At 68.3% G+C, this 24,570-nt stretch carries 21 protein-coding genes and 6 tRNA genes; 7 read left to right on the forward strand and 20 right to left on the reverse strand.

Features of this window, described 5'->3' with window-relative positions; genetic code table 11:
• From BMY74_RS10005 to BMY74_RS10025, 5 genes are read right to left on the reverse strand one after another with little or no spacing between them, the layout of a single operon-like run.
• Positions 1–1,134 (reverse strand): low temperature requirement protein A, encoded by a 1,134-nt coding sequence (locus BMY74_RS10005; RefSeq protein ID WP_089913245.1) that lies wholly within the window; start codon positions 1,132–1,134, stop codon positions 1–3.
• Positions 1,131–2,162, reverse strand: coding sequence for an ABC transporter ATP-binding protein (locus BMY74_RS10010; protein ID WP_089913247.1), 1,032 nt, complete (start codon positions 2,160–2,162; stop codon positions 1,131–1,133). Before BMY74_RS10010 ends, BMY74_RS10005 begins: the two co-directional genes overlap by 4 nt.
• Before the next feature lie 2 nt (positions 2,163–2,164).
• Positions 2,165–2,947 (reverse strand): ABC transporter permease, encoded by a 783-nt coding sequence (locus tag BMY74_RS10015; RefSeq protein WP_245786010.1) that lies wholly within the window; start codon positions 2,945–2,947, stop codon positions 2,165–2,167.
• Complete coding sequence (locus BMY74_RS10020; RefSeq protein WP_245786011.1) at positions 2,935–3,852, reverse strand: ABC transporter permease; 918 nt, start codon at positions 3,850–3,852, stop codon at positions 2,935–2,937. Before BMY74_RS10020 ends, BMY74_RS10015 begins: the two co-directional genes overlap by 13 nt.
• Positions 3,849–4,970, reverse strand: a complete 1,122-nt coding sequence (locus BMY74_RS10025; RefSeq protein ID WP_245786012.1) for an ABC transporter substrate-binding protein — start codon at positions 4,968–4,970, stop codon at positions 3,849–3,851. Before BMY74_RS10025 ends, BMY74_RS10020 begins: the two co-directional genes overlap by 4 nt.
• Positions 4,971–5,366: 396 nt before the next feature.
• Here BMY74_RS10025 and BMY74_RS10030 point away from each other — a divergent pair, with 396 nt between their 5' ends.
• Positions 5,367–5,768 (forward strand): PPOX class F420-dependent oxidoreductase, encoded by a 402-nt coding sequence (locus BMY74_RS10030; RefSeq protein ID WP_089914229.1) that lies wholly within the window; start codon positions 5,367–5,369, stop codon positions 5,766–5,768.
• On the opposite strand, the gene BMY74_RS10035 is transcribed toward BMY74_RS10030, so the two are convergent.
• Positions 5,763–6,698: a hypothetical protein gene (locus BMY74_RS10035; RefSeq protein ID WP_089913249.1), complete on the reverse strand. Its 936-nt coding sequence runs from the start codon at positions 6,696–6,698 to the stop codon at positions 5,763–5,765. The two genes, BMY74_RS10030 and BMY74_RS10035, sit on opposite strands and share 6 nt — an antisense overlap.
• 87 nt (positions 6,699–6,785) lie before the next feature.
• Entirely contained in the window at positions 6,786–7,358 is a 573-nt protein-coding gene (locus BMY74_RS10040; RefSeq protein WP_089914232.1) for a vWA domain-containing protein, read from the reverse strand.
• Positions 7,359–7,478: 120 nt separating this feature from the next.
• On the opposite strand from BMY74_RS10040, the gene BMY74_RS10045 reads away from it, so the two are divergent.
• Entirely contained in the window at positions 7,479–10,367 is a 2,889-nt protein-coding gene (locus BMY74_RS10045) for an AfsR/SARP family transcriptional regulator (RefSeq protein ID WP_245786013.1), read from the forward strand.
• On the opposite strand, the gene BMY74_RS10050 is transcribed toward BMY74_RS10045, so the two are convergent.
• Together BMY74_RS10050 and BMY74_RS44925 are read right to left on the reverse strand one after the other, a co-directional pair.
• Positions 10,358–11,554: a helix-turn-helix domain-containing protein gene (locus BMY74_RS10050; RefSeq protein WP_089914235.1), complete on the reverse strand. Its 1,197-nt coding sequence runs from the start codon at positions 11,552–11,554 to the stop codon at positions 10,358–10,360. The genes BMY74_RS10045 and BMY74_RS10050 overlap by 10 nt on opposite strands.
• Before the next feature lie 102 nt (positions 11,555–11,656).
• Positions 11,657–11,833 carry a hypothetical protein gene (locus tag BMY74_RS44925; protein ID WP_177229664.1) on the reverse strand — a complete coding sequence of 59 codons (177 nt, stop codon included), beginning with the start codon at positions 11,831–11,833 and terminating at the stop codon, positions 11,657–11,659.
• Positions 11,834–12,050: 217 nt separating this feature from the next.
• On the opposite strand from BMY74_RS44925, the gene BMY74_RS10055 reads away from it, so the two are divergent.
• Entirely contained in the window at positions 12,051–12,704 is a 654-nt protein-coding gene (locus BMY74_RS10055; RefSeq protein WP_089913255.1) for a hypothetical protein, read from the forward strand.
• 44 nt (positions 12,705–12,748) lie between these two features.
• On the opposite strand, the gene BMY74_RS10060 is transcribed toward BMY74_RS10055, so the two are convergent.
• The 10 genes from BMY74_RS10060 to BMY74_RS10105 form a co-directional block, all read right to left on the reverse strand.
• Positions 12,749–15,868 carry an ATP-binding protein gene (locus tag BMY74_RS10060; protein ID WP_089913258.1) on the reverse strand — a complete coding sequence of 1,040 codons (3,120 nt, stop codon included), beginning with the start codon at positions 15,866–15,868 and terminating at the stop codon, positions 12,749–12,751.
• Entirely contained in the window at positions 15,865–16,470 is a 606-nt protein-coding gene (locus BMY74_RS10065) for a hypothetical protein (RefSeq protein ID WP_089914238.1), read from the reverse strand. The genes BMY74_RS10060 and BMY74_RS10065 overlap by 4 nt, the downstream gene beginning before the upstream one ends.
• Before the next feature lie 13 nt (positions 16,471–16,483).
• On the reverse strand, positions 16,484–18,100 hold the full coding sequence (locus tag BMY74_RS10070) for a tyrosine-protein kinase family protein (RefSeq protein ID WP_089913261.1): 1,617 nt from the start codon (positions 18,098–18,100) through the stop codon (positions 16,484–16,486).
• 2 nt (positions 18,101–18,102) lie between these two features.
• The gene (locus tag BMY74_RS10075; RefSeq protein WP_245786014.1) at positions 18,103–18,690 is read right to left on the reverse strand and encodes a TIR domain-containing protein; all 588 of its coding nucleotides are present in this window, start codon (positions 18,688–18,690) and stop codon (positions 18,103–18,105) included.
• Between the two features lie 164 nt (positions 18,691–18,854).
• Positions 18,855–18,926 (reverse strand) — tRNA-Val (locus BMY74_RS10080).
• A gap of 1 nt (position 18,927) precedes the next feature.
• Positions 18,928–19,000 (reverse strand) — tRNA-Gly (locus BMY74_RS10085).
• Between the two features lie 158 nt (positions 19,001–19,158).
• Positions 19,159–19,230: transfer RNA gene (locus tag BMY74_RS10090), tRNA-Val, on the reverse strand.
• Position 19,231: 1 nt separating this feature from the next.
• A tRNA-Cys gene (locus BMY74_RS10095) sits at positions 19,232–19,303 on the reverse strand.
• A 40-nt stretch (positions 19,304–19,343) separates the two neighbouring features.
• Positions 19,344–19,416: transfer RNA gene (locus BMY74_RS10100), tRNA-Gly, on the reverse strand.
• 107 nt (positions 19,417–19,523) lie between these two features.
• Positions 19,524–19,949 carry an SsgA family sporulation/cell division regulator gene (locus BMY74_RS10105; protein WP_030477975.1) on the reverse strand — a complete coding sequence of 142 codons (426 nt, stop codon included), beginning with the start codon at positions 19,947–19,949 and terminating at the stop codon, positions 19,524–19,526.
• A gap of 256 nt (positions 19,950–20,205) precedes the next feature.
• Between BMY74_RS10105 and BMY74_RS10110 the strand changes: the two genes are divergently transcribed.
• From BMY74_RS10110 to BMY74_RS10125, 4 genes are all read left to right on the forward strand, one after another.
• Complete coding sequence (locus tag BMY74_RS10110; RefSeq protein WP_245786015.1) at positions 20,206–20,826, forward strand: RNA polymerase sigma factor; 621 nt, start codon at positions 20,206–20,208, stop codon at positions 20,824–20,826.
• The gene (locus BMY74_RS10115; protein ID WP_089913269.1) at positions 20,823–21,617 is read left to right on the forward strand and encodes an anti-sigma factor; all 795 of its coding nucleotides are present in this window, start codon (positions 20,823–20,825) and stop codon (positions 21,615–21,617) included. The genes BMY74_RS10110 and BMY74_RS10115 overlap by 4 nt, the downstream gene beginning before the upstream one ends.
• 22 nt (positions 21,618–21,639) lie before the next feature.
• On the forward strand, positions 21,640–22,062 hold the full coding sequence (locus BMY74_RS10120) for a TIGR02611 family protein (protein WP_089913272.1): 423 nt from the start codon (positions 21,640–21,642) through the stop codon (positions 22,060–22,062).
• A gap of 56 nt (positions 22,063–22,118) precedes the next feature.
• Positions 22,119–22,190 (forward strand) — tRNA-Val (locus tag BMY74_RS10125).
• Positions 22,191–24,244: 2,054 nt separating this feature from the next.
• On the opposite strand, the gene BMY74_RS10130 is transcribed toward BMY74_RS10125, so the two are convergent.
• Complete coding sequence (locus BMY74_RS10130) at positions 24,245–24,568, reverse strand: hypothetical protein (protein ID WP_089913275.1); 324 nt, start codon at positions 24,566–24,568, stop codon at positions 24,245–24,247.
• Positions 24,569–24,570 lie beyond the last annotated feature (2 nt).

A 24,570-nucleotide genomic window follows, 5' to 3' on the forward strand; every position in this document is an offset into this window, starting at 1 on the left:
TCACACGTCGACGCGCTGCGGTTCCCCGGTCGTGAGCCTGGTCGCCACCACCAGCACCAGCGTGATCCCCGCGGTCACGTGGATCGGCGCCGGTCCGAACGTCGCCGCCAGCACCGCGACCGCCCCGGCGGGCAGCAGGTACTTGCGGAGTCCGTCCTGCCCGGGGCAGTCCTGCACGTACCAGACGCACAGGAAGAACACGGCCAGCGGCACGGTGGTGAACGCGGCCACCGTCGTCCCGGGCGCGTGCGAGATGTGCAGGTCGTAGTCCACCGAGGCGGCCAGGCCGGCGCCGAGCGCGGCGATCGAGCCGAGGATGAACAGGTGCGCGTAGCCCCAGAGGAACGCCTTCCTGAGGTTGTGCAGGGTCGCCGGCGCCTCGAAGTAGATCCACCACACCGAGAACACGATGACCAGCGAGGCGGCCGCCAGCGAGATCAGGTTGACGCCGCTGTCGAAGCCCTTCTGGAACGCGAGGGTGGCCGCGAGGATCGACTCGCCGAGCACGATCAGCGTGAACAGGCCGTGCCGCTCGGCGATGTGGTGCGGGTGCCAGGTCGTGGCGCCGGAACGCTCCGCCCAGGCCGGCACCAGCAGCTCACCGATCATGAAGAGCACCCACAGCGGGATCTGCAGCGCGGGCGGCGCGACCAGCACCCACAGCACCCAGAGCACCTGCATGAACGTGATGCCTGCCGCGTACCGGCGGGTGCAGGTCTTGTGCTCGGGGTTGTCCCGCGACGCGCGCAGCCAGTGCGCGACCATCGCGAGCCGGATCACGACGTACCCGCCGACGACGATCCGGTAGTCCTGGTGCTCGAAGACGGCCGGGATGCCCGCCGCGACCACGAGGACACCGGCGATCTGCACCATCGTGATGACGCGGTACAGCGTGTCGTCGTTGTCGAACGCGCTGGCGAACCAGGTGAAGTTGAGCCACGGCAGCCACAGCGCGAAGAACGCCATGCAGAACGCCACGACGCCGGCCCCGGCGTGGTTCTCGGAGACGGCGTGGTGCAACGAGGCGGCGGCCTGGGCGACCGCCACCACGAAGCTCAGGTCGAACAACAGCTCCAACGGCGTCGCGACCCGGTGGGCCTCCGCCGTGTCGCGCGCGAGGAGCTTCCTGATCATCCCGCTACCACCATGATCCTTGATTCGCTGAGGTCGAGAGCGACCCGCGTGCCGGGCTGGTACGCGGAGGCCGTGTTGGAGGGCTGGTCGATCCTCAGCACCTGCTCCCCCACCCTCACCGAGATCCGCGTGACCGGCCCGAGGAACGACTGGGTCAGCACGTCGCCCACGATCTTGCCACCGGCGTCGCCGTCGTGCGCGGAAACGCCGATGTCCTCGGGACGCACGATCAGCCGCACGTCGCTGCCCGAGGGCTGGTCGTGGGACACCGGCAGCGTCACGCCGTTGATCACCACGGTCTGGCCCTCGGCCTTGGCCTCGACCGAGTTCGTGACGCCGACGAACTGCGCCACGAACGCCGTCTTCGGCTCGCGGTAGACCACGGACGGGGTGTCGAGCTGCTCCAGCCGTCCGTGCGACATCACACCGACGCGGTCGGAGACGGCGAGCGCCTCCTCCTGGTCGTGCGTGACGAACAGCGTCGTCATGCCGAGCTCCGTCTGGATGCGCCGGATCTCGTCGCGCAGGGTGACGCGGACCTTGGCGTCCAGCGCGGACAGCGGTTCGTCCAGCAGCAGCACGCGCGGCTGGATCGCCAACGCCCGCGCCAGTGCGATGCGCTGCTGCTGCCCGCCCGACATCTGGTGCGGGTAGCGGCCACCGAGGTGCGCGAGACCGACGAGCTCGAGCAGTTCGCCGGCCTTCTTCGCGTCGGCCTTGCGCATCTTCAGGCCGAACGCCACGTTCTGCGCCGCGGTCATGTTCGGGAAGAGGCTGTAGGCCTGGAAGACCATGCCCATGTCCCGCTTGTTCGCGGGAACCTTCGTGATGTCCTTGCCGCCCACGGTGACCGTGCCCGAGTCGGCGGTCTCGAAGCCCGCGACGATGCGCAGCGCCGTCGTCTTGCCGCAGCCGGACGGGCCGAGCAGCGACACCAGTTCGCCCTCGGCCAGTTCCAGGTCCAGACCGTCCAGCGCGGTGTTGCCGCCGAACGTCTTGCGCAGCCCCTTGAGTTCCAGGTGACCCATCTTCACTCCTCGACCACGGTCTGACGGCGCCGCTGGCCGACATAAGAAAGTGCGAACAGAAGGACGAACGCGAAGATCAGGCACAGCAACGACACCGCGATGGACACGCCCGCGTTGCGCTTGCCCAGGAGGTTGACCTGCACCTGCAACGTGTCGAAGTTGAGCAGCGACGCGATGGTGAACTCACCGAGCACCAAGGCGACCGACAGCAGCGAGGCACCGATCAGCGCCACGCGGATGTTCGGCACGACGACCTTCCACAGCACCGTGAACCACGACGCGCCCAGGCTGCGCGCGGCCTCGGCCAGCGTCTTCAGGTCGATCGCGGACAGTCCGGCGTCGACCGCGCGGTAGGCGAACGGCAGCACCAGGACCGTGTAGGCGAACGTCAGCGTCAGCGGTGAGTCGCCGAGGAAGTAGTTCACCCACGCGTAGAGCGGTGCCATGCCGACCACCAGCACGATCGCGGGGATCGCCAGCGGCAGCAGGCACAGGAACTCGACGAGCCGTTGCAGCTGGGGAAGCCTGAGCCGGATCCACGCCATCGTCGGCACGAGCAGCACCAGCATCAGCACGGCGGACGTGACCGACAACAACAGCGAGTTGACGAGCGCTTCCATCAGCCCGTCGTCGTCGACGATGGACGTCCACGACTCCAGGCTGCGGCTGCCTTCCCTGCCGCGCGTGGAGAACTCGGCCATCGCGATCAGCGGCAGGACGAAGTAGACGCCGAGGACCAGCAGGATGATCGTGCGCAGGACGCGCTGCTTCACTAGCGAACCCACTTGGCCACCCTCTTCTGCAGCAGCACGTTCACGCCCATGGCGATGCTGACCACGACCACCATGCCGAGGCCGAGCGCCTTGCCGAGGTTCTCCTGACCCAGCACGACCTCGCCGGTGAGGAACCCGCGGATCTGCAGCGGCACGATCGGGCTGCCCTGTGAGACGAGGGCCGCGGCCGTGGCGTAGGCGCTGAAGGCGTTGGCGAACAACAGGAGCAGCGCGCCGAGGAACGGCGGCGTGAGGATCGGACCGCCGACGTGGCGCCAGTAGGTCCAGCTCGTGCCGCCGAGACTCGCGTTCGCCTCGCGCCACTGCGGTCGCAGACCGTCCAGCGCGGGCAGGAACACGATGACCATCAACGGGATCTGGAAGAACGTGTAGACGAGCGTCAGACCAGGCAGGTCGAACAACCACGCGCTGCCCGCGAACAGGTCGATGCCAACGTTGTCACGCAGGAACTTCGTGACGAGACCTTCGAAACCGACCGTGGCGAGGAACGCGAACGCCAGCGGCACGCCACCGAACTGGGCGAGCACACCGCTGCCCGCGACGACGACCCGGCGCAGCATCCCGTCGGGGTTGCCGACCGCGATCGCCCACGTGAGCAGCGCCCCGAAGACCGCGCCGATGAGCGCCGTGAGCGCGGAGAGCTCGATGCTGCGCACGAACGCGTCGAAGACGACACCCGTGAACAACGTCGTGAGGTTGTCGAGCGTGAAGGCGCCGTTCGAGTCCTGGAAGGCGCCGAACAGCACGAGCACCGTGGGGTAGACGAGGAAGGTGCCGACGAAGGCGAGGAACGGCACCGCGACGAGCCAGGCGGCCGCAGATGGCCGACCGGCGGCCCCACCCTTCTTCGGGGTGGAGCCGCCGGGCGTCGTCGCTACGGGAGCGACCGCGGTCATCCGATGGCCTGGGCCCAGGTCGCGGTCAGGACGGCCTTGGCCTTGTCGGCCTGGGCCTGCGTCTGGAACACCTGCTTGCCGTCGGTCTTCGGCAGCTTCTCCTTCGCCGCCTTGTCCGCCTTGTCGCCCATCTTGTCGAGGCGCACCGGGCGGGACATGCCCTTGAGGTAGAGGTTCTGGCCCTCGTCGGAGTAGAGGAACTCCTGCCACAGGCGCGCGGCCGCGGGGTGCGGCGCGTCCTTGCTGATGGCCTGGTTGTAGTAACCGCCGATCTGCGCCTCGGACGGCACGACGACCTTCCAGTCGAGCTTGCCCTTGAGCTTCTCGGTCTGGGCGGCGTTGGTGTAGTCCCAGTCGATCACGACGGGCGTCTGGCCGGACTCGATCGTCGCGGGCGACGGGTCGACGGGCTGGAAGTTGCCGGCGGCCTTGAGCTGCTTGAAGAACTCGACACCGGGCGCGATGTCGTCGGCGGAACCACCGTTGCCCAGCGCCGCCATCACGACACCGGAGAACGCGGCACCGGCCTGCGTCGGGTCGCCGTTCAGCGCGACCTTGCCCTTGTACTCGGGCTTGAGCAGGTCCTTCACGCTCGTCGGCGCGGGCACCTTCGCGGCGTCGTAGCCGATCGACATGAAGCCGCCGTAGTCACCGTAGTAGGCGCCGTCCGCGTCCTTGAGCTCCGCGGCGATGTCGTCCCACGTGCTGACCTTGTAGGGGGCGAACAGGTCCTTGTTGGCGAGCGCCACGTTGAGCCCGAGGTCGAACACGTCGGGCGCGCGGTCGTTGCCCTTGAGCTGCTTGGCGGCGTTGATCTCCTCCTGGCTGCTCGCGTCGGGCTGCGCGGAGTCGACCTTGATGCCGTACTTGGCCTCGAAGGCCTTGATGATCTCGCCGTAGTTGGCCCAGTCCGGCGGCAGCGCGATGACGTTGAGCTTGCCCTCGGCCTTGGCCGCCTCGACCAGCTTGTCCATGCCGCCGAACTCGCTCGCGGACTTCGCGGTCCCGGCGGCACCGGCCGGCGTCTCCTTGGCGGGCGGGGCGCCACAAGCGGCCATCGCCAGCACCAACGCGCCGACACCAATCATCTTCGTGGTGACGTTCCCTCGCTTCAGCACCAGCGGAGCTTTGGCTCGGGATGCTTTCGTTGTCAAGCCAGCCGCGCCGGTTGAGACCTTCTCGACTCCTAGCGTGAATTCTGGGCGCCTCAGGGGTTGCGACTGAATGCTTTCCGAGCTTCGTCCAGGTGTCGCGCCCCGATCCCGGTGGCGGGATCGACGTGGATCAGTGCGGTGGTCAGGTGCCGTCGCTTGTGGACGAACGCCTCCCGGCGCGGCGTGTTCGCCGGTGCTGCCACGTCGTGGCCCAGGCGAGCTCGACACCGTTGCACCTCCGGCCGTCTCAACTGGCGACCGTGCTCCGACCCGGGCCGACAATCGGCGAAGGTCACCAGCCTGACCTCGAGCACGCCCATCCGGTGGTCGAAACCGCGCTCCTCTGTTCGTATGAGGAGCATGTTCACCGACGAAGAGATCGCCTACCTGCGCGAACAACCCCTCTGCCGCCTCGCCACGATCAACGAGGACGGCTGGCCGGACGTCGTGCCGCTGGCCTTCGAGCACGACGGCACGCACCTCTGGGTCGGCGGCGCCGGCGACCAGGTGCGGAACACCCGCAAGTTCCGCAACATCACCGCCGGCCGCCGCAAGGTCTCGCTCGTGGTCGACGACCTGATCTCGTTCTCCCCGTTCGTCGCGCGGGCCATCCGCGTCTACGGCACCGCGGACGACCCGGAGGAACGCACGGGCCTCGTGGGTCCCGGCGTCTACTGCCGGATCACGCCGACCCGAGTCTGGGCGTGGAACATGGCGGGCGAACCGGCCGGCGAGACCTGGTACGAACCGCGCCGTTCATGACGCCCGGCGCACCGAGCACGTCGCCGCCCCGCCCCACCTCACCCCGTACAGCAACCCCGGCAGCAGCCGCCGGAACCGCAGGTGGATCTCCCCGGCCCGGTCCACCGCCTGCGGCATCCCGCTCGGCTCGACCTCGGACCGCTGCACCATCACCCCGTCGAACGCCCGCACGAACCGCTTGCGGTCGTGCTCGAACCGCACGCGCAGGTCGAACACCTCGCACGGCCGTTCCGGCACGTGCAGCACGCACGGGCGCATGGCGTCGCGGTGCGAGATCCGGTAGCGGACCGCGAAGTCGAGGGTGTCGCCGCGCACCAGCGGCTCCGCCGGCACCAGCCGGAACCCGGGCCGGTCGAGGAGGCCGCGGTCCTGCAGCGTGCCGCCGTAGAGCAGGTGCGCCTGCACGTCCCGCCGGTGCACGGGGAACACGGCGGCGAAGTCGAACGAGACCACGCCGTCCTGGTTCGCGACGACCTGGTAGCGCTCCAGCACCTCCGGCTGCTCCTGGTCGAGCGTCACGGCCACGGCCAGTTCCGCGGTGTGCCAGCCGCCGGCGTCGCGGCGCGTGGTGGTCGCGGCGAGGTCCGCCAGCTGCTCCACGGCCTCGTCCACGCGGCGGCGCACGGTCCGGGCGTCGCGGTCGATCGTCGTCGCGAGCCAGGCGACGCGCTCCTGGTAGAGCGGGTGCCGTACGTCGGAGATCAGCCCGAACGCCACCCGCGCGGCGAGGTGCAGGTCCTCCGGAAGCTGCTCGACCAGCTCGGTCAGCCGGGTGACCAGCTTCTGCTTGGCGGCGACCGGCCCGTCGGCGCTGGTGATCCCGCACGCCGCGGCCAGCGCCGGGCCGATCTTGTCGACGATCCGTCCCGCGTGCACACCCCGTCCCTTGCGCAGCGTCTTCAGCTCCCGGACCAGGCTCGACGTCGTCATCCCCGTTCTCCTCCCGTGCTCGCTCACGTGCGGCGAAGGCAGGTTGCGTCGGGCGTGTGGACGAGAAGTGGACACGCCGTGGATAGGTCACACGTGGTCCGGTCGCAGCACCGTCCGTGCGACCGACGAGGCCAGTGCGGTGCCCAGCCGGACGCCGTCGCCGCCGAGGAAGACCCGCGAACGGCCGATGCGGTCGAGCGCGGGCTGGTCGACGGCTCCCAGCCCGAACGCGATCATCTCCGGGCACGACGTCGTGGCGTTGAGGCGTTCCAGCGCGGCGGGCCAGGCGGGATCGGTGGCCCTGCCGTCCGAGACGAAGAACAGCACCGGCCGCCGCACCCGCAGCCGCTGCGCCTTCAGGCTCCGCACGTCCCGCTCGATGACGCCGCGCACGAGGCGGAACGCGGACCCGAAGTCGGAGCCCGATTCCTGCCGGGGTCGAATCACCTCCACCGGGTCGAGCGCGGGGGCGAGCGGCTGCACGACCTGCGACTGTTCGGCGAAGACGACCACGCAGAGCCGGATCTGGGCACCGGTCCGGCGATCCGCGTGCACCACACCGCGGAACTCGCGCATCCCGGCGTTGACCTCGTCGATGTGGCCGGCCATCGAGAACGACACGTCGCACACCACGTAGCACGGCAACACATCACGCTCCATGACGTGCACCGTTACCGGATCGCGTTGATCAAACGTGGACAAAAAGCTGATTCGGTGACACGCAGACGGCGCCTTGCGCGACATTCCCCCCAAGACGGAAGCTTCAGATCGGGAGGCGGCGTGGAATTTCGGATGCTGGGACCGCTGGAGGCGTGGCACGACCACACCGCCGTTCCGTTGGGGGACCAGCAACAACGCTTCATCCTCGTCGTACTGCTGTTGAACGCGAACAAGCCCGTGTCACCCGAACGCATCACCGAGATCGTGTGGCAGGGCAACCCGGAGCGCCGGACGCTGGTGCGCGGGTACATCAACAAGTTGCGCAAGTCGTTCGACGGGTCCGACGCGGAGATCGAGCGGACGCCCACCGGGTACATGCTGCGCATCGACGAGGACGCCATCGACGTGCTGCGCTTCGACCGGTTGCGCTCCGAAGCCGCCCTGGCCCTGCAGGACAACGACCAGCGGCGGGCCATCGACCTGCTGCGCGAGGCGGTGGCGCTGTGGCGCGGCGACTTCCTCGAGGACATCGACATCGACAGGGTCGGCGGCGCGGACGTGATCCTGCCCGACGAGACCTACCTCGACATGCTCGGCGACCTGGCCGAACTGGAACTGCTCTCCGGTGACCACCGCTCCGCCCGCGACCGCATGCGCCGCGCCGTGCGCACCTCCCCGGAGAACCAGAAGTACGCCGAACTGCTGATGCGGGCGCTGATCGCCGGCAGTGACCGGGTGGGCGCCATCAGGGCGTTCGACGTCGCCTCCAAGTCACTCGGCGACCTGGGCCTCGAACCGGGAACCGTGCTGCGCAACCTCGCGGAACGCGCCCGGCGGGGCGAACCGGGCAGCTCGCTACCGTCGCGTCCCGGCGGGTTCACGGGACGGGCCGAGGAACTCGCCACGATCGCCGCGGCCGCGTCGGGCTCGGACGAGCGGCGCGCCGTGTGGATCAGCGGCCCGCCCGGGGTCGGCAAGACGGGTCTGGCCGTCGAGGCCGCGCACCAGCTGCGCCACCGGTTCCCGGACGGCCAGCTCCTGGTGCGGCTCAACGGTTTCACCCCCGGCGTGACGCCGTTGTCGGTCTCGGAGGCGCTGACCCAGCTGCTGACCGAGCTCGGCGTGCCGGCCGAGCAGATCCCCGACACGGTGGGGCGCAAGGCGACCCTGTACCAGACCCACCTCTACGGCACGAAAACGCTGGTGGTGCTGGACAACGCGGTCTCACCCGAGCAGATCCGGCCGTTGCTGCCGGAGAACCGCGACTGCTTCGCCGTCATCACGAGCCGCAGGATGGGCGAGCCGGACATCTCCGAGCACGTGCGGCTGGCCCCGATGCCGGCCGAGGACGCGTCCGCGTTGTTCCAGCGGCTCACCGGGTCGTCGCGCGTGCGCGGGAGGTCCGCGGACGTGGCGGGGCTCGTCGCGCGGTGCGGCTACCTGCCGGTGTCGATCACGGTCGCGGCGGCCATGCTGCGCAAGCACGACAGGTGGTCGCTCGACTACCTGCTCGGCCAGCTCGACGAAAGCGGGGCGTGGCAGGAGAACGGCGCCGCGATCCACGCCTCCTACCGCCAGCTCGACGCCCACCAGCAACAGGTCTTCCGCCTCTTCGGACGGCTGCCGGGCCCCGACGTGGACCTCCGCGGCGCGGCCGCGCTCATCGGCCGTGACATCGCTGCCACCCGCGTGCTGCTGCACGACCTGCACGAGGTCTGCCTGCTGGAGGAGGTCGCGCCGGAGCGCTACCAGATGCTGGACTCCATCAAGGAGTTCGCCGCGCTGGAACCCGCGACCGAGGGCGCGCTGGAGCGACTGCTCGACTTCTACCTCGTGACCCTGGCGGACGCCGTGGACGTCGCGTACCCGTTCGACCGCACCGCTCTTCCCGCCGTCGAACGGGAAAGCCCGCTGGCCCTGCGGTTCGAACACGAGGAAGCGGCGCTGAGCTGGATCACCGCCGAACGTGACAACCTGATGGCCGCGATCAGGCGGGCGGACACGGACCGCGCCTGGCAGCTGGCCTCGTTGATCTGGCGCTACTTCAACACCGCCAACAGGTTCGACGACTGGATCGACGCGGTCGGTTCCGTGCGGCCGGAGGACGACCACGGCCGGGCGCACGTGCTGTTGCGGCTCTCCACCGCGAACGACCGGCTCGGCCGGCACGCGGAGGCACTCGACCTCGCCGAGCAGGCGTTGGTGAGCTGGACCCGCCTCGGCGACGACCCCGGCGAGGCGGCGGCGCTGTGCGCGATCGCGGTGCCCGCGATGCAGCTCGGTGCGCACGACCAGGCGGTGGGGCACTTCGAGGCCGCACTGGCGAAGTACGAGAGGTGCGGGGACCTGCGCGGCCAGGGGCACGCGCTGAGCGCGCTCGGCTACATCCACGAGCAGCACGGCAGGTACGAGGCCGCGGTGCGGCAGAACGAAGCCGCCGTGGTGATCATGCGGCGGATCGGGCACCGCCAGGGACTCGCCCACGCGCTGAACAACCTCGGCGCGAACCTGCAGAACCTCGGGTCGCTCGACGACGCCATCCCCCACCACCTGGAGGCGCACGAGATCGCGGTCGAGATCGACGACAGGTGCGTGGCCGCCTACGCGTTGTCCAACATCGCCGACGCCCACCGGCTCGCCGGCCGGTTCCCCGAGGCGCTGCACCATCACGACCTGGCGGAGAAGACGGCCGCCGGACTGACCGACGTCGAACTCCAGGCGAGCCTCGTCCGCGACCGGGCCGCCACGGAGGAGGACCGCGGCAACCTCGGCGCGGCGCTGCGCCTCTACAAGTCGTTGCTGGGCGTGGCCACGGACACCGGCAACCGCAGGCAGGAGTCGCGCGGCCAGTTCGGCGCCGCGCGAACGTTGCACGCGATGGGCAGGCACGCGGAAGCGGCCGCGCACTGGGACGCGGCCGAGACCGTGTACCGCGAGCTGGGCCAGCCGGAGGCCGAGGAGGTGCGGCGGAAACGGGCGGCGCTGACGTGCGCTTGCGGTCAGCGGTGAGTGAGCTGCCGCTTCAGGTCCGGGTAGATCTCGCGCACGGCACCGTGGTTGTGCCACCGGCCGAGGGTCCTGGCGAGCTGCCGCAGATCGGTCCGCACGGTCGCGGAGTCGACGTGCGCCGCGTCGTCCAGGGCCGCGGCGAGCGTGCGGCAGCTCTCGTCGACCTCGCCCGAAAGTGCGAGAGCCAGTGAACGCCGGGTGCGGAACCGCGCCAGGGTGCGGCGGGACGGGGCCGGCACCAGACCGAGCTGCCGGTCCAGCACCGCGGCGGCCTCGGTGTTGAGCCCGAGGTCGGACAGCGCCCAGCCCCTGGCCAGTTCGAGCGGGTCGGGTGCGCTCGACCCGAGCACCGGGTACGGGCCGTCCGGCGGCGCGGACTCCATCTGGCTCGCGGCGCGGTCGAACGCGCGTTCCGCGGCGGCCCGGTCGCCCGCGAGCGCGTGGCCCTGCGCCTCACGCCGCGCGGCCAGGGCCAGGACGCGCGAGCCCGCCCGGCCGATCCACTGCGCCTGCTGGGCGAGGTTGATCGTGGCGGACGCGTCCTGGCGGTAGAGCGCGAGGCCCGCCTCCCGCGCGAACGCGTAGCTCGCGATGTCCGGATCTCCCGCGGCACGGGAGAGTTCGGACGCGTGCCGGGTCCACCACAGCGCGCCCTGCTCGTCGCCCGCCTCCTGGCACATCCAGCCGGTGTACTCGGCGATGCGCGCGGCGAGCAGGAGGAGCCGCGTGCCGACCGTCCCGGAGTTCTCCCGCGCCAGACCGTGCACCGTGTGCTGCAGCGCCTGCAACGGTTCGAGCACCACCTGCGGGCTGGTGCGCAGACCCAGGCCCCGCAACTGTTCGAACGACGTCCGCATCCCGACGATCACCTGCTCGTCCGGCACCGGCCGCGCCCCGCCCGTGAGCGCGCCGACGCCGAGCATCGTCCCCGCCACCAGCACCTGGCGCCGGCCCAACCCCCTCGCGTCGCGTGAGGACGGTGCCTGCGCGGCGGCCTCGACCAGCCGGCCGCCGACGTCCAGCACGCCGTCGCACAGGCGCGCCACCGTCGGGGTGGGCGGCTTGAGGTCGTTCTCGATCTTGCTGACATAACCCTTGCTGTAATGGATCAGCTTGGCCAGCTGGCCCATCGACAGTCCCGCCGCGACGCGGTGCGCGCGCAGCAACTCACCAAAACTCTCGGACACGATTGCCTCCCGCTCCGACGTCACCCGAGTACATCATCCAGCGTGTTCCCGCGCAATCGCCCCGACCATTCGAAGAAATGGCCGGGGCGCATTTGCGTCAGCTCATCCGTGCCACGGGTTGCCGTTCCCGTCCTGGGTCTCCGTGGTCGTCGTCGTGGGAGGCGGCGGCGGGTTGTCGTCGGCGTTCGCCGCCACACCACCGGAAAGGGAGGCGGCGACGGCGAGCGCGGTCAGCAGGGTGGCGGCACCCGCGACGAATGTGGACACGATTTTGGACATGGCGAATCCTCCGAAGGGAGTCGGAATTGTTTTCCGAATTTCGCCCGGCTGTTCCGGGCTCCCTTCGAGCATTCGTCTTCGAAAAGCGTGGAACCAGGTGTTTCCCGTTGCCCACCGAGGTGGTCAACACGTCCACTCCTCATCCACTTCTGGTCAACACCCGCCGTGGACACTGCGCGCACCCGGCCGCCGGCCGGTCGTCAACAAGGAGGTTGGAGTGACCGAATCCGCGACCTACGACATCGCCGTGTCGTTCGCCGAGGACCAGCGCACCGTCGCCGAAGAGGTGGTGGAGGCGTGCCGTCAGCGCGGCCTGACCGTGTTGGAGAGCAACGACCTGCCGCAGGCGGAGGTGCGCTACCTCGTGCCGTTCGTGTCCACTGTGGACGAGATCGTGAGCGACCACGAGCACGTGCTGCCGGTGCTCACCGGCGAGCCGCCCGCGTCGTCGGACGTGAGGTACCTGCGGGCGGACGAGTACCTCGTCAACAGCCTGGTCGCGCGCATCGAGGCGGCCGAGACCGCGGGCCAGCACCGCGTCCCCGTCGCCGACCTGGCGGCAGCGCTGAAGCAGCAGGAGACCCCGGAACCGGAGGCCCCCGAACCGGCGCCCGTCCAGCAGTCACCGCTGCGCGCCCTCGCCGAGCAGTTCGCCGCCGCCCCTCCCGCACTCGCGAGACGCGGCCTCGCCGGCACGTTGCACTTGGGCGGCACCACGGTCGCGGTGCGCGTCGAACGTGAGAACGACGCCGTCTACGCCCTCGAAGTGCGCGACGACGAGATCGTGAACTTCGTCGTCGTCGGCGACTCCCCCGACCTGTTCTCCACGCTGTGGCAACGGATCGAGGACATGCTGACCGCGACGGCGTGACGTGAAGAAGGGCGGTGCCCCCCTTTCGGGGACACCGCCCTTTCTCATCGCCTGGCCCGCTCGACGACCTCCTCCAGCCGCAACGGGCTGGGCGGATGATGACTCAGGCACAGCGGAGCCAGCATCCGCCGGAACCCGAGTGTGTCACCGGTGACGTAGAACTGCCCGCGTTCCAACCGCGAGATGTCCGCGACCGAACTCCCCTTCGCCCGCGCCATCTCCGTGGCCGCGGCGATCTGGGCAGGACTGTTCAACCGCCCGAAGAACTGCGTCGTGGCGTTACCGGTCACCTGGTTGTGCACGCCCTTCGGCGCCTGAGTGGCCAGCAGCAACCCAAGCCCGTACTTGCGCGCCTGCGACGCCAGCAGGATCGTCGTCTGCGTACTGGCCGTGGCCTGCCCGGAAGGCGCGATCGTCTGCGCCTCGTCCATCACCATCAGCCCACCCAGCGGCCGGTCCACAGCGGGGTTCCGCTTGATCCAGGCGAACACCTCCAGCTGCAACTGGCTGATGAACCCCTGCCGCTGCTCGTCGGACGGCAACCCGACGAAACTGATCACCGAAACCCGGGCCTTCTTCCCAGCCGAAGGCTGGAACAACACCCCGGGATCCGTGGCCTCCCCATCACCCGCGAGCAAGGGGTCGTTGACCATCGCGGCCCGCAACGTCTCCGCCAGATCAGCAGCGGTGGCCGTCGCGGAGACCAGGTTGCTGACCCCGTCCGGCAACTCGGCCAGCAGGTCCACGAACCCGTTCAGGTCCCGCCTGTCCTTGCGCGCGTAGTACTTCAACGCCTCCTTGAGCACAGCCCGCCCACGCACAGCGAACTTGGTCCCGTTGGCGATCCGCGCATGAGGCAACAACCGAGCCACAGCAGCCTCGACAGCAGCGCTGAACTCGTCCTCGTCCCCCCGAACCTCAGCGAAGTCGGGCAACGGGTGGAAGCTCAACGGCCGCCCGCCGGCCCGCCCAGGCGTCCACACGACCACCTCGGTCCCGGCGAAGTACGCGGCAGCAGCCTCCCGATCCCCGGGCAACCAGTCCGCCGGCGGCTCGGGCCACGCGTCCCCGAGCCGCGCCAGGTCGTTGTTGGGATCCAGCACGATCGCCGAAACCCCTTGCAGCGCACACTCTTCGACGATCCGCCGCAGCAACACGGTCTTCCCGCTACCGGACCCGGCGAACACGATCGCGTGCTTGCGCAACGACTCGAGCGCGATCCGGATCTCCCCGTCCATCCCGAGCACGATCTCCCCGTCGCCCGACCCGGACACCGGTTCCTCGACTTTCGCCTGCGGAGGCCTCACCTGCTCCGGCGGAGGACGCGTCTCCTGGTGCCGACTCCCGCCCCGCGCCGGATCAGGCAGGATCTTCCGCAGGAACGTGCTGCTGCTGGCAGGTTTCCGCGCTACGAGCCACGCCAGCAACTGGTGCGACTGCGACGCCCACATCTCCTTGAGCGCGATGAACGTGCGCAGGTCGTCATCCGACACGTCGACGCTCTTGCCACCGCGCTGCACGAACTCGGCGACCTCACCCTTCGTCTTCGCGCCGGTCCAACCGTCGGAACCCTTGCGAATCAGGACGAGGTGCCGCCCACGCCCGTCCTCGGCCGCGGCACGCGCGTTGCGGAACTTCCGCAGCACCTTGTTCCCGTGACTGCTGGCGATGAGCCGGAAGACCCAGCGCTCCTCGACGTCCCGCTCCTCGTCCACGGTGTGCCGCAGACTCGCGTGCAGGCTCTTGTCCTTGGCCTCGGGCTCGGGATACCAGGCCAGGTCGTCGTTGCCGATCTCCGTGACCCACGAGCGCAACCCCGCCAGCAACAACGCCGGCATCACGTCGTCCTCGTTCTGCGACCGCACCTCGGCAGCCGCACCGGCGGCCTTCTCCCGCAACCGAGCGAACTTGGCGTCGAGCTCCGCGAGGTAGTCCTGTGCGGGACCTGCCTTCGGCACGGCCAGCACCACCGGCGCGGGCGCCTCTTCCTGTTCCGGCTCCTGGAACGACCGAAGCTCCCGAATCTCACCGTGCAAGCACTCTTCCGCATGCAAGTGGATGCGCTTGAGCAGCGCGCGCGGCGTCTCGGTCTGCCAGCCGTCGCCGAACGCTTCCGCGGCCACCGGCCAGGTCGGGTGAGGAGGAGTGATCCCCTTGGCCTTGTAGATCACCCCCAGCCACTTCTCGACCAGTGCCCTCCCGATCGCGGGATCGTCGATAGCACCCAGCACAGGCGTCTTCGTGAACCGGTCACCGACGGTGTCGCTGGCCGCCTTGCGCAGCTTGACCCAGGTGGTGGGCAGGCAGGCCACGACCGTCACCGTTCGCCGGGTGACCTCCCGCAACTGCATCAGCCCGTCCGAGATGAGCGCGAGCTCACGTGCCTCCTCCGGGTCGAGCTCGTCCTCGATCGCGTCCTGGGTCTTGTTGACGACGGTGTCCAGCTGATCGATCGCCACCACGGAGGGACCGGTCATCGCGAGCACCCGTGAGATGTCCCGCACCACCTGGTGTGCCGGCTTCGTCTTGGCCGACAGTCCCCACTCGGCGCGCTCGCCCTTCTCTTCCTCCAGACCTTCGAGATAGTTCCGGCCGATCGACGAGTGCCGCCGGGACGCGTACAGGACCAGTGCCCGGATCACCTCGTCGCACTCGCTGGCGATCCGCGCATCGACCTTCTGCAGCCCGTCGACCAGGGCGTTCAGGTGCTCGGGCATCAACGTCGCCTCGCGCACGATGGCCTTGCTGACGTTCTCCGGCAGATCCGCGCCACGGCACAACTCCCGCAACAGCACGATGAGCTGCAGTTGACCACCGTCATCGGTCCTGAGCAGCTCGCTGCGCATGGCGTCGGCGACGTCGTCCCAGAACATCGCCGCCGAGCTGACCTCGATGAGGAAGAAATAGCCACCGGTCTCCTGCACCATGCTGCGCACGGTGCCGAGCAGGTGCGTCTTGCCAACCCCCTTGCGCCCCTGCAGGACGAGCCCGATGGGGTTGGACCCGGTGCTGTCCCTGGCGTCCGCGATCGCCGTCCGGATGCGGTGTTCGGCCCGAGTGTGCAGACCGTCCACGTGGGACGGTGAGGTGCGCCAGACGTCGTCGGGGGTCTCGGCGGAGTTGAACCGCAGCGCCGCCAGTGCCTCCCGCAGTTGCGCGGTCACGACTCCTCCATCGCCACGAGGTGCAGGTCCTCACTGCCGACCCGCAACGCCGACGCGTGATCCTCGGCGGTGAGCACCTTGGTGTTGGACTCAGGAGCCAGGTGGACGGTCCCGGTCTTCATCATCTTCACGAGGGTCTCGTCGACCTCGCCCCTGTCCGCGCCGTTCAGCCGGGGCCGGATGCGGGCGAGCCGGATCCAGTCCTGCGGCTCTTCGGCCAGCTCCTCGTAGACGGACCGGATCAGCGACTCCAGGTCGCGGGCGCTGAATGCCTCCGCGAGGAGTCCTCGCTCGTCGAGGAATCGCAGCACGAGCTGCAGGATGTCGGCATGTACCCGAGCCAGCGGCCCCGACCGCGTCGGGGATCCGCCTCCACGCAGGTCGGACCGGCACCAGTCCCGTCCCTTGGCGGTGATCTCGTGCACCAGCCGCCTCGCCACCTTCGACGTCTCCAGAAGCCCGTCGGAGTTGAGCCGTTCCCTTTCCTTGGGCTCAAGCCTGATCTTGAACTCGGCCACCAGCTCCGGGTTCGGGATCGCCCGGTTCTCCAGCATCAGCCGCAGCAGTGCCGCTCGTGCGCTGGGCCCGTACTTCTCCGGCATCACGCCGCCTCTCTCAGTCGGTGAACGCGTTCAGTCGTCGATCGATCCGGGCGAGCAGCTCTCCCACAGCCACTCGCAGTCCGGAGGGCATCGGGGTCCGGGCGCCGTTGCCGTGCGCCTTGCTGATCAGCGCGAGATCAGCCGAGTGGTCGAGCAGCAGCTCCAACGCGCCGCTGTCGAGCGCCGCGGTCATGCCGCGGACGGATTCCTGGACGAGCGCGAACCGGCCCGCGTAGGGCATCTCGTCGGGCAGACCGCGCAACGCGGTCGCGGCCGCGAGCAGCGCCTCGTGGTGGGGTTCCTGGTCGGAGTTCCCCTGGATGAGGGCCTGGAGCTGCCGCGCGACCAGTTCCGGGCGCAGGCCGAGCTCCAGGTGCCGCAGGTTGCGCAGGAACCCCGGCAGCTGGTCCTGGTCCGTGTTCTCCGACAGCACGCAGAACAGCTGCCGTTGCCCGCCCTCCGGCCCGATGGCGTGCCGCAGGAAGCGCTCCGCCTCGGTGATCTGCCACCGGCTCGGCTCCTCGTCCACGAGGAGGCACAGGTGCTCGGCGGGCTCACTCGTCTTCTCGAGGATCCCCGGGTCACCGGACACCGAACGGCCGGCCCGCACGCCGAGCGCGTTCAGCTCGGTGATGAGCTCCTCGGTGACCTTCAGCAGCGTGCGAGGACTGGACACCAGCAGGTCGAGGTCGTAGTCGCGGTGGTGGTTGCGCGCGGCCGCCACGTAGGCGTCGCGGTTGTCCTCCAGCACGTCGGTCCGGTCGTACCCCTGCGCGACGACCGCGGCGATGGTCTCCAGCGCGTACGAGATCTGGTCGGGGGACGGCACCAGCTCGTCCAGCACCGGCAGCTGCTCGCCGAAACTCCAGTAGGAGACGTACGGGACCGTGAGGTGCCGCAGCATCAGGTCTTCGGGGACGCTCTTGACGAGCCAGTTCTCGAACAGCGGGGCGACCACCTCGGCGCACTTGCGCTGCCACTTGTCCGCGCGCTCGTACTCGACCCGGTTGTCCAGTCTGGACAGCACGGGGAGCACGGTGTGCCGGGGGCGGTCGTAGGGCATGCGGTCCCGCGCGGCGTCGGCGCGGCGGGTGATGTCGACGACGTCGTCGAGGTTCTGGTCGTTGGCGGTGAAGACGACGACCAGCCGGTCGGGCAGGTGGGCGGTGCAGATCCCCGCGATGTCGGAGATGCCGGTCCTGCTGTCGATCAGCACGAAGTCGTGCTCGGCGGTCCAGCGCTCGCGGCACTGCTCGAGGAACCTCGCGAACCCCCGCTCGTACAGCTTCTCCCAGCCGATGTCCTGCATCCGGCGCATGTAGGAGCGGTCCATCTTCCCCGCGGCCAGCAGCTCGAGCGTGCCGGTGCCCCCGACCTCCGCTTTCAGGACGTGATCGGAGGGTTCCGCCGCGCCGTCGAGGAAATCGTGCGCGAGGTCGATCACGCCGCCTTTCGGCGATTCCGCCAGCACCGGTGCGAAGTAGTGGTGCAGGCCGGGCGCTTCCAGGTCCCAGTCGATCGTGAGGACCCGATAACCCCAGCGCGCGAGCAACACGGCGATGTTGGCCATCGTGAAACTGCGTCCGACGCCGCCCTTGTACGAGTAGAAGGTGATGACGGTCCCGGCCATGATCAGAACCTCGGCATCTGGGGCGGCGGCAGGAGAGGGGGTTCCGGCGGGTCGACGTCGGGCCAGTCGGGCTGCCAAGGGGGCGCCGATTTCGCGAGCCGCACGAGATCAGCAGCGAGATCGTTCACCTTCGTGTGGAACCGGAGGTATTTCCGGCTTTGCTGGTACACCGGATCCGGGTGCGCGACGTCCTTGAAATCGACCCAAGCCCTTTCCTTCTCCTCGGGTGGAAAGTTCTCGGAGTCGGAGTAGAGGATCGGGTAGATCAGTCCCTGGGAGACGTCGAGGCTCGCGACGCCGAGCATCTCCTCCCGGGCACGCATGCTCTTCTGCTCGGCCATGCACCAGCGCGACTCGTAGTACTGCGGCGTCAGGAGCTGGATCATGATCTTGCTGCGCCGCAGGGCGTCCTGCAGGTCCGACGGCCAGTGCACGGCGCGCTCCATCGTGCGGTCGACGTACACCGTCGGAGTCGGTGCGTACTGATCAGCCAGGCATTCCTTGAGCTTGTTCAGGAAGTGGTTGAGCAACCATCGCTGCACACTGCCGTATCGGCAGTAACTGATGAAGAAATCGTACTTGTAGGACACAGCGCACAACGGTAGGTGCGCGACCCGTTCGATAAAAGACAAAAAAGTGGGCATTTTCAGCCGTTCCGACCAATAAATGGACAGGAACTGGGTGGCCGGCGCTGCCGGACCCGGAACAGCAGGAAGCCCCCGATCGAGTTCGATCGAGGGCTTCCTGTCCTGAGTGGACGATACAGGGATTGAACCTGTGACCCCTACCGTGTCAAGGTAGTGCTCTCCCGCTGAGCTAATCGTCCGAGCGGATGACGAGACTCGAACTCGCGACCCTCACCTTGGCAAGGTGATGCGCTACCAACTGCGCTACATCCGCGTTGCTCCCGGTTTCCCGTGGTGCGAGAGGAACTTTATCCGACGGTCCCCCGAAGTTCCAAATCGGCTGATCTTGAACGGTTCTGGCAGGCCCGCACACGTGCGGAAACGCCAGCGGGGCCAGGTGCGCTGTTCACCTGGCCCCGCTGGCGTTCCGAGTGGACGATACAGGGATTGAACCTGTGACCCCTACCGTGTCAAGGTAGTGCTCTCCCGCTGAGCTAATCGTCCGAGGCGGAGACGGGAATCGAACCCGTGTACAGGGCTTTGCAGGCCCTTGCCTAAGCCACTCGGCCACTCCGCCAGGAGCATGGATCCACGGTGAACACACCGGGGAACCACAGAGCGGATGACGAGACTCGAACTCGCGACCCTCACCTTGGCAAGGTGATGCGCTACCAACTGCGCTACATCCGCGTACATCACTGACTTCGTGATGTTGAAACAAAGCTTATACGAGGGGTTCAAGCGGGTTTCACCGGGGGTGCCCGCATCACCTTCGCGGGCCCCCTACCTCGGTTTATTCAGCTCAGATCGTTCGAGATGAGGTGCGTGAGCGCCTCGTCGACGTTGACCCAGAGGTGCTCGTTGCCCGGCACCACGACGTCATAGGTGCGGTCGAGGAAGTCGGCGAGCTCCTGGGCGGAAGCCTCGAACATGGCGTGCCCGGACGGAGAGCTCAGCTCGATCACGACGACCTCGGGGTCGTCGGCGGCGGGGCGGATCCGGACGTCACCATCGCCTGCGTCGGCGATGAGACCGTCTGCGAGCAGGTCGCGGGCGTAGACCCACTCGACCCAACCGGCGCGGCCGGTGCGGAACGCGGCGACGACCGCGTACGGGTCCTTTGTGTCGTATCGCAGCTCCACCTGAACCGGGACCGCGGGGGTCCTCGGTGCCAGCAGGTCGAAGACCGCTGTCGAGCGGAGCGTCACGTGATCGTTGCGCATCGTCGTTACCCTCTTCTCCCTTCCCGGTCAATGAAACGACCGAGCACCTCAGTTGTGACGTGCATGTGGCGAGGAACGCTCGCGGAACGGGCGCAGATCACCCCATCGGGTCAGCTTGACTGCGTAACGCGACGGTTTGCACGCGTTCCGTGCCCTCCTCACTCGTTAGCCCGCGTTCAGCGACTCCCATCTTGCTGGGTCTAACCTGAACCCGGTACCGGCTGTTGCGCGAATGTTGGACGTGAGGACATCTCTGGTGGCTGACACGCCCGGCCCACCCGTCGCTAGACGCGACGGCCGGCCGACCGATTTCGAGCTCGTGCAAAGACTCGCACAGGGCGATCGGACGGCGTTCGGAGAGCTGTACGACAGGTACGGCACGCCAGCGTATTCGCTGGCCAGGCGCATCTGCGTGGACCCCGAACTGGCCGAGGACGTCGTCCAGGAGGCCTTCCTCGCGCTCTGGCGGCACCCCGCCAGGTTCGACCCCGCCCGCGGGAGCTTCGGCACCTGGTTGATGACCCTGGTGCACCACCGCGCGGTCGACGCCGTACGTAAGGAGAACACCCAGCGCCGCCGGACTGTTCCCCTCACCGACGACGCCTCCCCGCCCGTGCAGGGCTCCGACCACGACGCGTTGGTGAGCGTGGTGAGCGCGGAGGTCAGAGCGGCGCTCCACACGCTGCCCGAAGAGCAGCGCCAGGTCATAGCGCTCGCCTATCTCGGTGGCTACACGCAGTGCGAAGTGGCGAAACTGACAGGCGTACCACTGGGCACTGTGAAGTCGCGCACGTTCGCGGCGATCAGACGTCTGAGAGGCACGTTGGGGAACTTGTGGGCCGGGGAGACCGGCGAAACGACAGGAGCTCACCGGTGAACGGCGACCTGTGCGCTCAGGAGGAGCTCGCCGTCGGCTGGGCGATGCACTCCTTGGAGCCCGACGAGGAAGCACTGGTCCGCGACCACCTGCCGACCTGCGCGACGTGCCAGCGCACGGTGCAGGCGACCGAAGAGGTTCTCGCGGGCATTGGTGGCGCAGTCCGCCAGGAACAACCGCCGGCACACCTGCGCGCGAGGTTGATGGAGCAGATCGAGCACATCCCCCAGGAAGCGCCAGCGACGCCGGCAGCACCGCACACCCCGCGCCACGCGGCCCCGATCCCGCTGCGCCCACGACACCGCCGCCGCACCGGCCGCGTGCTGCTCGCCGCCGCGGCAGCCCTGGCCGTCCTGGCAGGAGGCGGCTACCTCGGCGTGCGCGTGAACCAGCTCTCGGGCGAGGTCACGGCGGCAGAAGCAAGGACGAACGACCTGAACAGGGCCCTCTCCCTGGCCGCCGACCCGGCCACCAACAGGGCGGTCCTGCGCACCGGCTCGGGCGACGAGGTGGCGGTCGTCTTCTCGAACCCCACCACCGGCGCCGTGATGCCGACGAACCTGAAACCGAACGACTCGGGTCACGTTTACGTAGTTTGGGGTGCGAGCACCAAAGCGCCGGTACCGTTGGCGGTGTTCGACGTACGAGCCGGAACGACCGACCCGCAACTGCTGCCCTGGTCGTCCGACGCGCACAAGCACACGACGTTCGCGGTGTCGCTCGAACCAGGCCGCCAGGCCCCTCAGCAACCTTCCGAGGTGCTGGCGGGCGGCCAGGTTGCACCCGCCTGATTCCAAACAGGATGATCGACACATGACGAAGCCAGACGTGAAGCCCGAGGAGCACAAGGGCTGGCGGCACTGGTTCCACAGGAACCCGGCCCTCAACATGGCGTACCGCATCGGCGTGGGCGTGATCGGCGGCCTCGTGCTGATCGCGGGCATCATCATGATCCCGTACCCCGGCCCGGGCTGGCTGGTCGTCTTCGCGGGCCTCGCCATCCTCGCGACGGAGTTCGAGTGGGCGGGCCGAGTCCTCAAGTTCGCGAAGCGCTACTACGACCGCTGGGTCGAGTGGCTCAAGCGCCAGCCGTCCTGGGTCCGGGGCCTCGTGATGGCGGGCGTCTGCGCCATCGTCCTCGTCACCTGCTACTTCCTCAACGTGTTCGCCCTGGTCGGAGGCTGGTTCGGGCTCGAGTGGAGCTGGTTGCAGAGCCCGATTTTTGGTTCTCGTTGATGATGTTGTAGGCTATGGCCACACCGCGAGAGCGGGACAGCAAGACAACAGAACACGGGCGTTTAGCTCAGCGGGAGAGCGCTTCGTTCACACCGAAGAGGTCACTGGTTCGATCCCAGTATCGCCCACAGTGTGTTTTACCTAGTCAGACGGCCTGTCGATGGATTCCATCGGCGGGCCGTTTGCGTTGCGTAGGATAGAACTACCCTGCCAGCCTCAGGTCTGTGGACATCGAACCCGCAGGTCAGCGACTTGTCACCCCTCCAGCCCGTGCCCCATTCGCCGCTACCGAAGAGGTCACGAACCTCGTTCTCGGCATCATAACTGCAGCGGAAGCCTCTGAACTGCGCAGACTCGAGAACTCAAGCGTGAACGTCCACGGATCGCGCAGCCCTGGTAGTAAAAGTGGTAGCAGACCCGCCTCGTTGCTCGTCAGTCCAGCTCCGTCATCCAGAGCATCTACAGCAGACCAATCACTGTCTTCGCGACGTTGCGTTCGAGGTCCTCAATGATCGCGGAGCCGGCCGCCGCCGCTGGAGGCGGGTGCGTTTCCGAGGCCCGAACCGGCCAGCACCTGCTGCAGACCCCAAACCGCGGAGAACTCTTTGCCCGGCCCTGACCGTGGAGCCGGCATTTGTGTTCTCGATGCCGGGAACCGGGAGTCCGGACGTGTCGACGCTGCCCCGCGCGACACACCACGCGCATCACGAGTTTCCTGGCACAAAACGATATTTCGCCCCTGTAGGTGGGTGGGTCGAGTGTAAAGAACTGCGAAGTTGCCGCGGTCAGCCACTGTTAAGGGGACGCGATCGACAGATAGCTCGCCGGGCAACCCGCGAGCCGGACACCTCGGAGCGAACCGCCACACACCTGGCCGCGAAGTGGCGGCCATCGGACGGAGGTCGTTGTTCGGTAGTGGGGTGTTGTCGCTGCAAGCGCTGATCACCGCGACAAGACCGCCACGGACTGCGGCTGGACCTGGTCTCCCGGCAAGCGCACCGAGCGTCGCGTCCAGGAGGTGCAGGCGTTTCCAGGGACGAACCACTTAGAACCCCGAGCGACGGTGAACCGAACTGTCCACCAGGTGCGATGTCAGGTGCCGGCGCCGCTGTCGAGCAACCAGTGGTAGCGCATGCGCATCACACGCTCGACGGTGCAGGCCACCGCGCCGAAGCCGAGCGTGAGGTTGAGCCACAGAACCAGTCCGTGCGATGCTCGGCGTTCGCCTGCGCGACGTGCCCGGTCTCGCTCGTTCCGGAAGGGTCCACCAGACCAGCGCCCTCAGCGGCGGACATCTTGAACCAGCCGGAGCACCCGTTGACGCGCGGGTGACTCATCTCGAGCAGCTCGAAGCCGCCCTCTCCATCAGGTTGCGGCTGTGTCCAGATCATCGAGCCCGTGTCCGAGCACAGGTCGCACTCGGCATCACCTTCTGTTTCAGCAGCAGGAGGCCATAAGTTTTCAGATCGACCGACGAGGTCCGCCACGCCATCGTTCACCTGTCCTGTGTCACCCGCGCTCACCTCATCCTCGCTTCGCCCGCGCCCGCACGGTGCAGCCGGATGTGACCTCACCCGGAGCGGGCTGTGAGGCCGCAGAGGACGAGTGGCCGCGGCCCCTCTGGACGAACCGGTCGATCGTCACGCAGCAGGGACGGGATTTCGGCACGACACGAGGAAGGTCTTCGCTTCGCGGCGCGGTTAGAGCCTTGATCGCCGCGGATCTGCTGGGGTGTAACACGATGTCCTCGCTGATGCCGGCGAGCAGCGCCGCGCGGGCGGTGAGCGTGTCGCTTCCCACGACAGCCATCCTGGTGCCACACACACACACACACACACACACTGGCGGCTCGGTGAACATCGAGGAGCAGCGCGACTCCGGCCGGATCGAACCACGTCACACGGGTGACGTCGACCAGCAGCGCCTCTCTCCGCCCGTCCAGGAAGCCGAGCAGCACCCCGCGCAGGTCGTCTGCGGTGTGTGTACTGACCTCACAGGAGACCAGCACAGCCAGCATTCCGTCCTGCTCGACCACGACCACTCCCGCCGTTCTCGCGGGGTCGCCCGGCCGTGCTGGTCTGTCTTGCGTGTTCATCCGTCTTCTTCAACCGCGCATCAGGCATGCGCTGCTCGATCCTGTGTGCCTGGGTCTCGGGCGGTTCCACCGTTGTGCCTCCCTGTCTCAGCCGAGCAAGGCGGTGACGTTGGCGCGGTCGGCGCCGAGGGTGACGTAGAGGTGGGCCCACTGCTTGTCGTTGCCGTTGGGACTTTGACCGTCGCAGAAGGGTTTGCGGCCGTGCGCGGTGTAGTAACGCAGGAGTGCCAGAGTTTCGCCGGTGCCGCGCATCGACTCGTCGGTGTAGCGCGAACCTGGCGGCTGAGACTGGTGGCGTAGGCAGGTGAGGTCCGCGCCGTTCTCGTTGTCGAAGACGGGGCCGGGATCGGGGGTTCCCGTACATGCGACCAAGAAGGTCGTGCAGCACATGAGCAAGAGCGGAACGCGCATCG

The sequence above is a fragment of the Lentzea albida genome, from assembly GCF_900111005.1.
Lineage (GTDB): Bacteria > Actinomycetota > Actinomycetes > Mycobacteriales > Pseudonocardiaceae > Lentzea > Lentzea albida.

Bases quoted from the DNA above. Each gene is read 5' to 3' on its own strand.
- BMY74_RS10035 (WP_089913249.1), bottom strand. From the start codon at position 6,698: ATGACGACGTCGAGCCTGGTCCGGGAGCTGAAGACGCTGCGCAAGGGA.
- BMY74_RS10070 (WP_089913261.1), bottom strand. From the start codon at position 18,100: ATGGCCGGGACCGTCATCACCTTCTACTCGTACAAGGGCGGCGTCGGA.
- BMY74_RS10105 (WP_030477975.1), bottom strand. From the start codon at position 19,949: ATGCGCAACGATCACGTGACGCTCCGCTCGACAGCGGTCTTCGACCTG.
- BMY74_RS10120 (WP_089913272.1), top strand. From the start codon at position 21,640: ATGACGAAGCCAGACGTGAAGCCCGAGGAGCACAAGGGCTGGCGGCAC.
- BMY74_RS10010 (WP_089913247.1), bottom strand. From the start codon at position 2,162: ATGGGTCACCTGGAACTCAAGGGGCTGCGCAAGACGTTCGGCGGCAAC.
- BMY74_RS10130 (WP_089913275.1), bottom strand. From the start codon at position 24,568: ATGCGCGTTCCGCTCTTGCTCATGTGCTGCACGACCTTCTTGGTCGCA.
- BMY74_RS44925 (WP_177229664.1), bottom strand. From the start codon at position 11,833: ATGTCCAAAATCGTGTCCACATTCGTCGCGGGTGCCGCCACCCTGCTG.
- BMY74_RS10030 (WP_089914229.1), top strand. From the start codon at position 5,367: ATGTTCACCGACGAAGAGATCGCCTACCTGCGCGAACAACCCCTCTGC.
- BMY74_RS10005 (WP_089913245.1), bottom strand. From the start codon at position 1,134: ATGATCAGGAAGCTCCTCGCGCGCGACACGGCGGAGGCCCACCGGGTC.
- BMY74_RS10065 (WP_089914238.1), bottom strand. From the start codon at position 16,470: ATGCCGGAGAAGTACGGGCCCAGCGCACGAGCGGCACTGCTGCGGCTG.
- BMY74_RS10040 (WP_089914232.1), bottom strand. From the start codon at position 7,358: ATGGAGCGTGATGTGTTGCCGTGCTACGTGGTGTGCGACGTGTCGTTC.
- BMY74_RS10020 (WP_245786011.1), bottom strand. From the start codon at position 3,852: ATGACCGCGGTCGCTCCCGTAGCGACGACGCCCGGCGGCTCCACCCCG.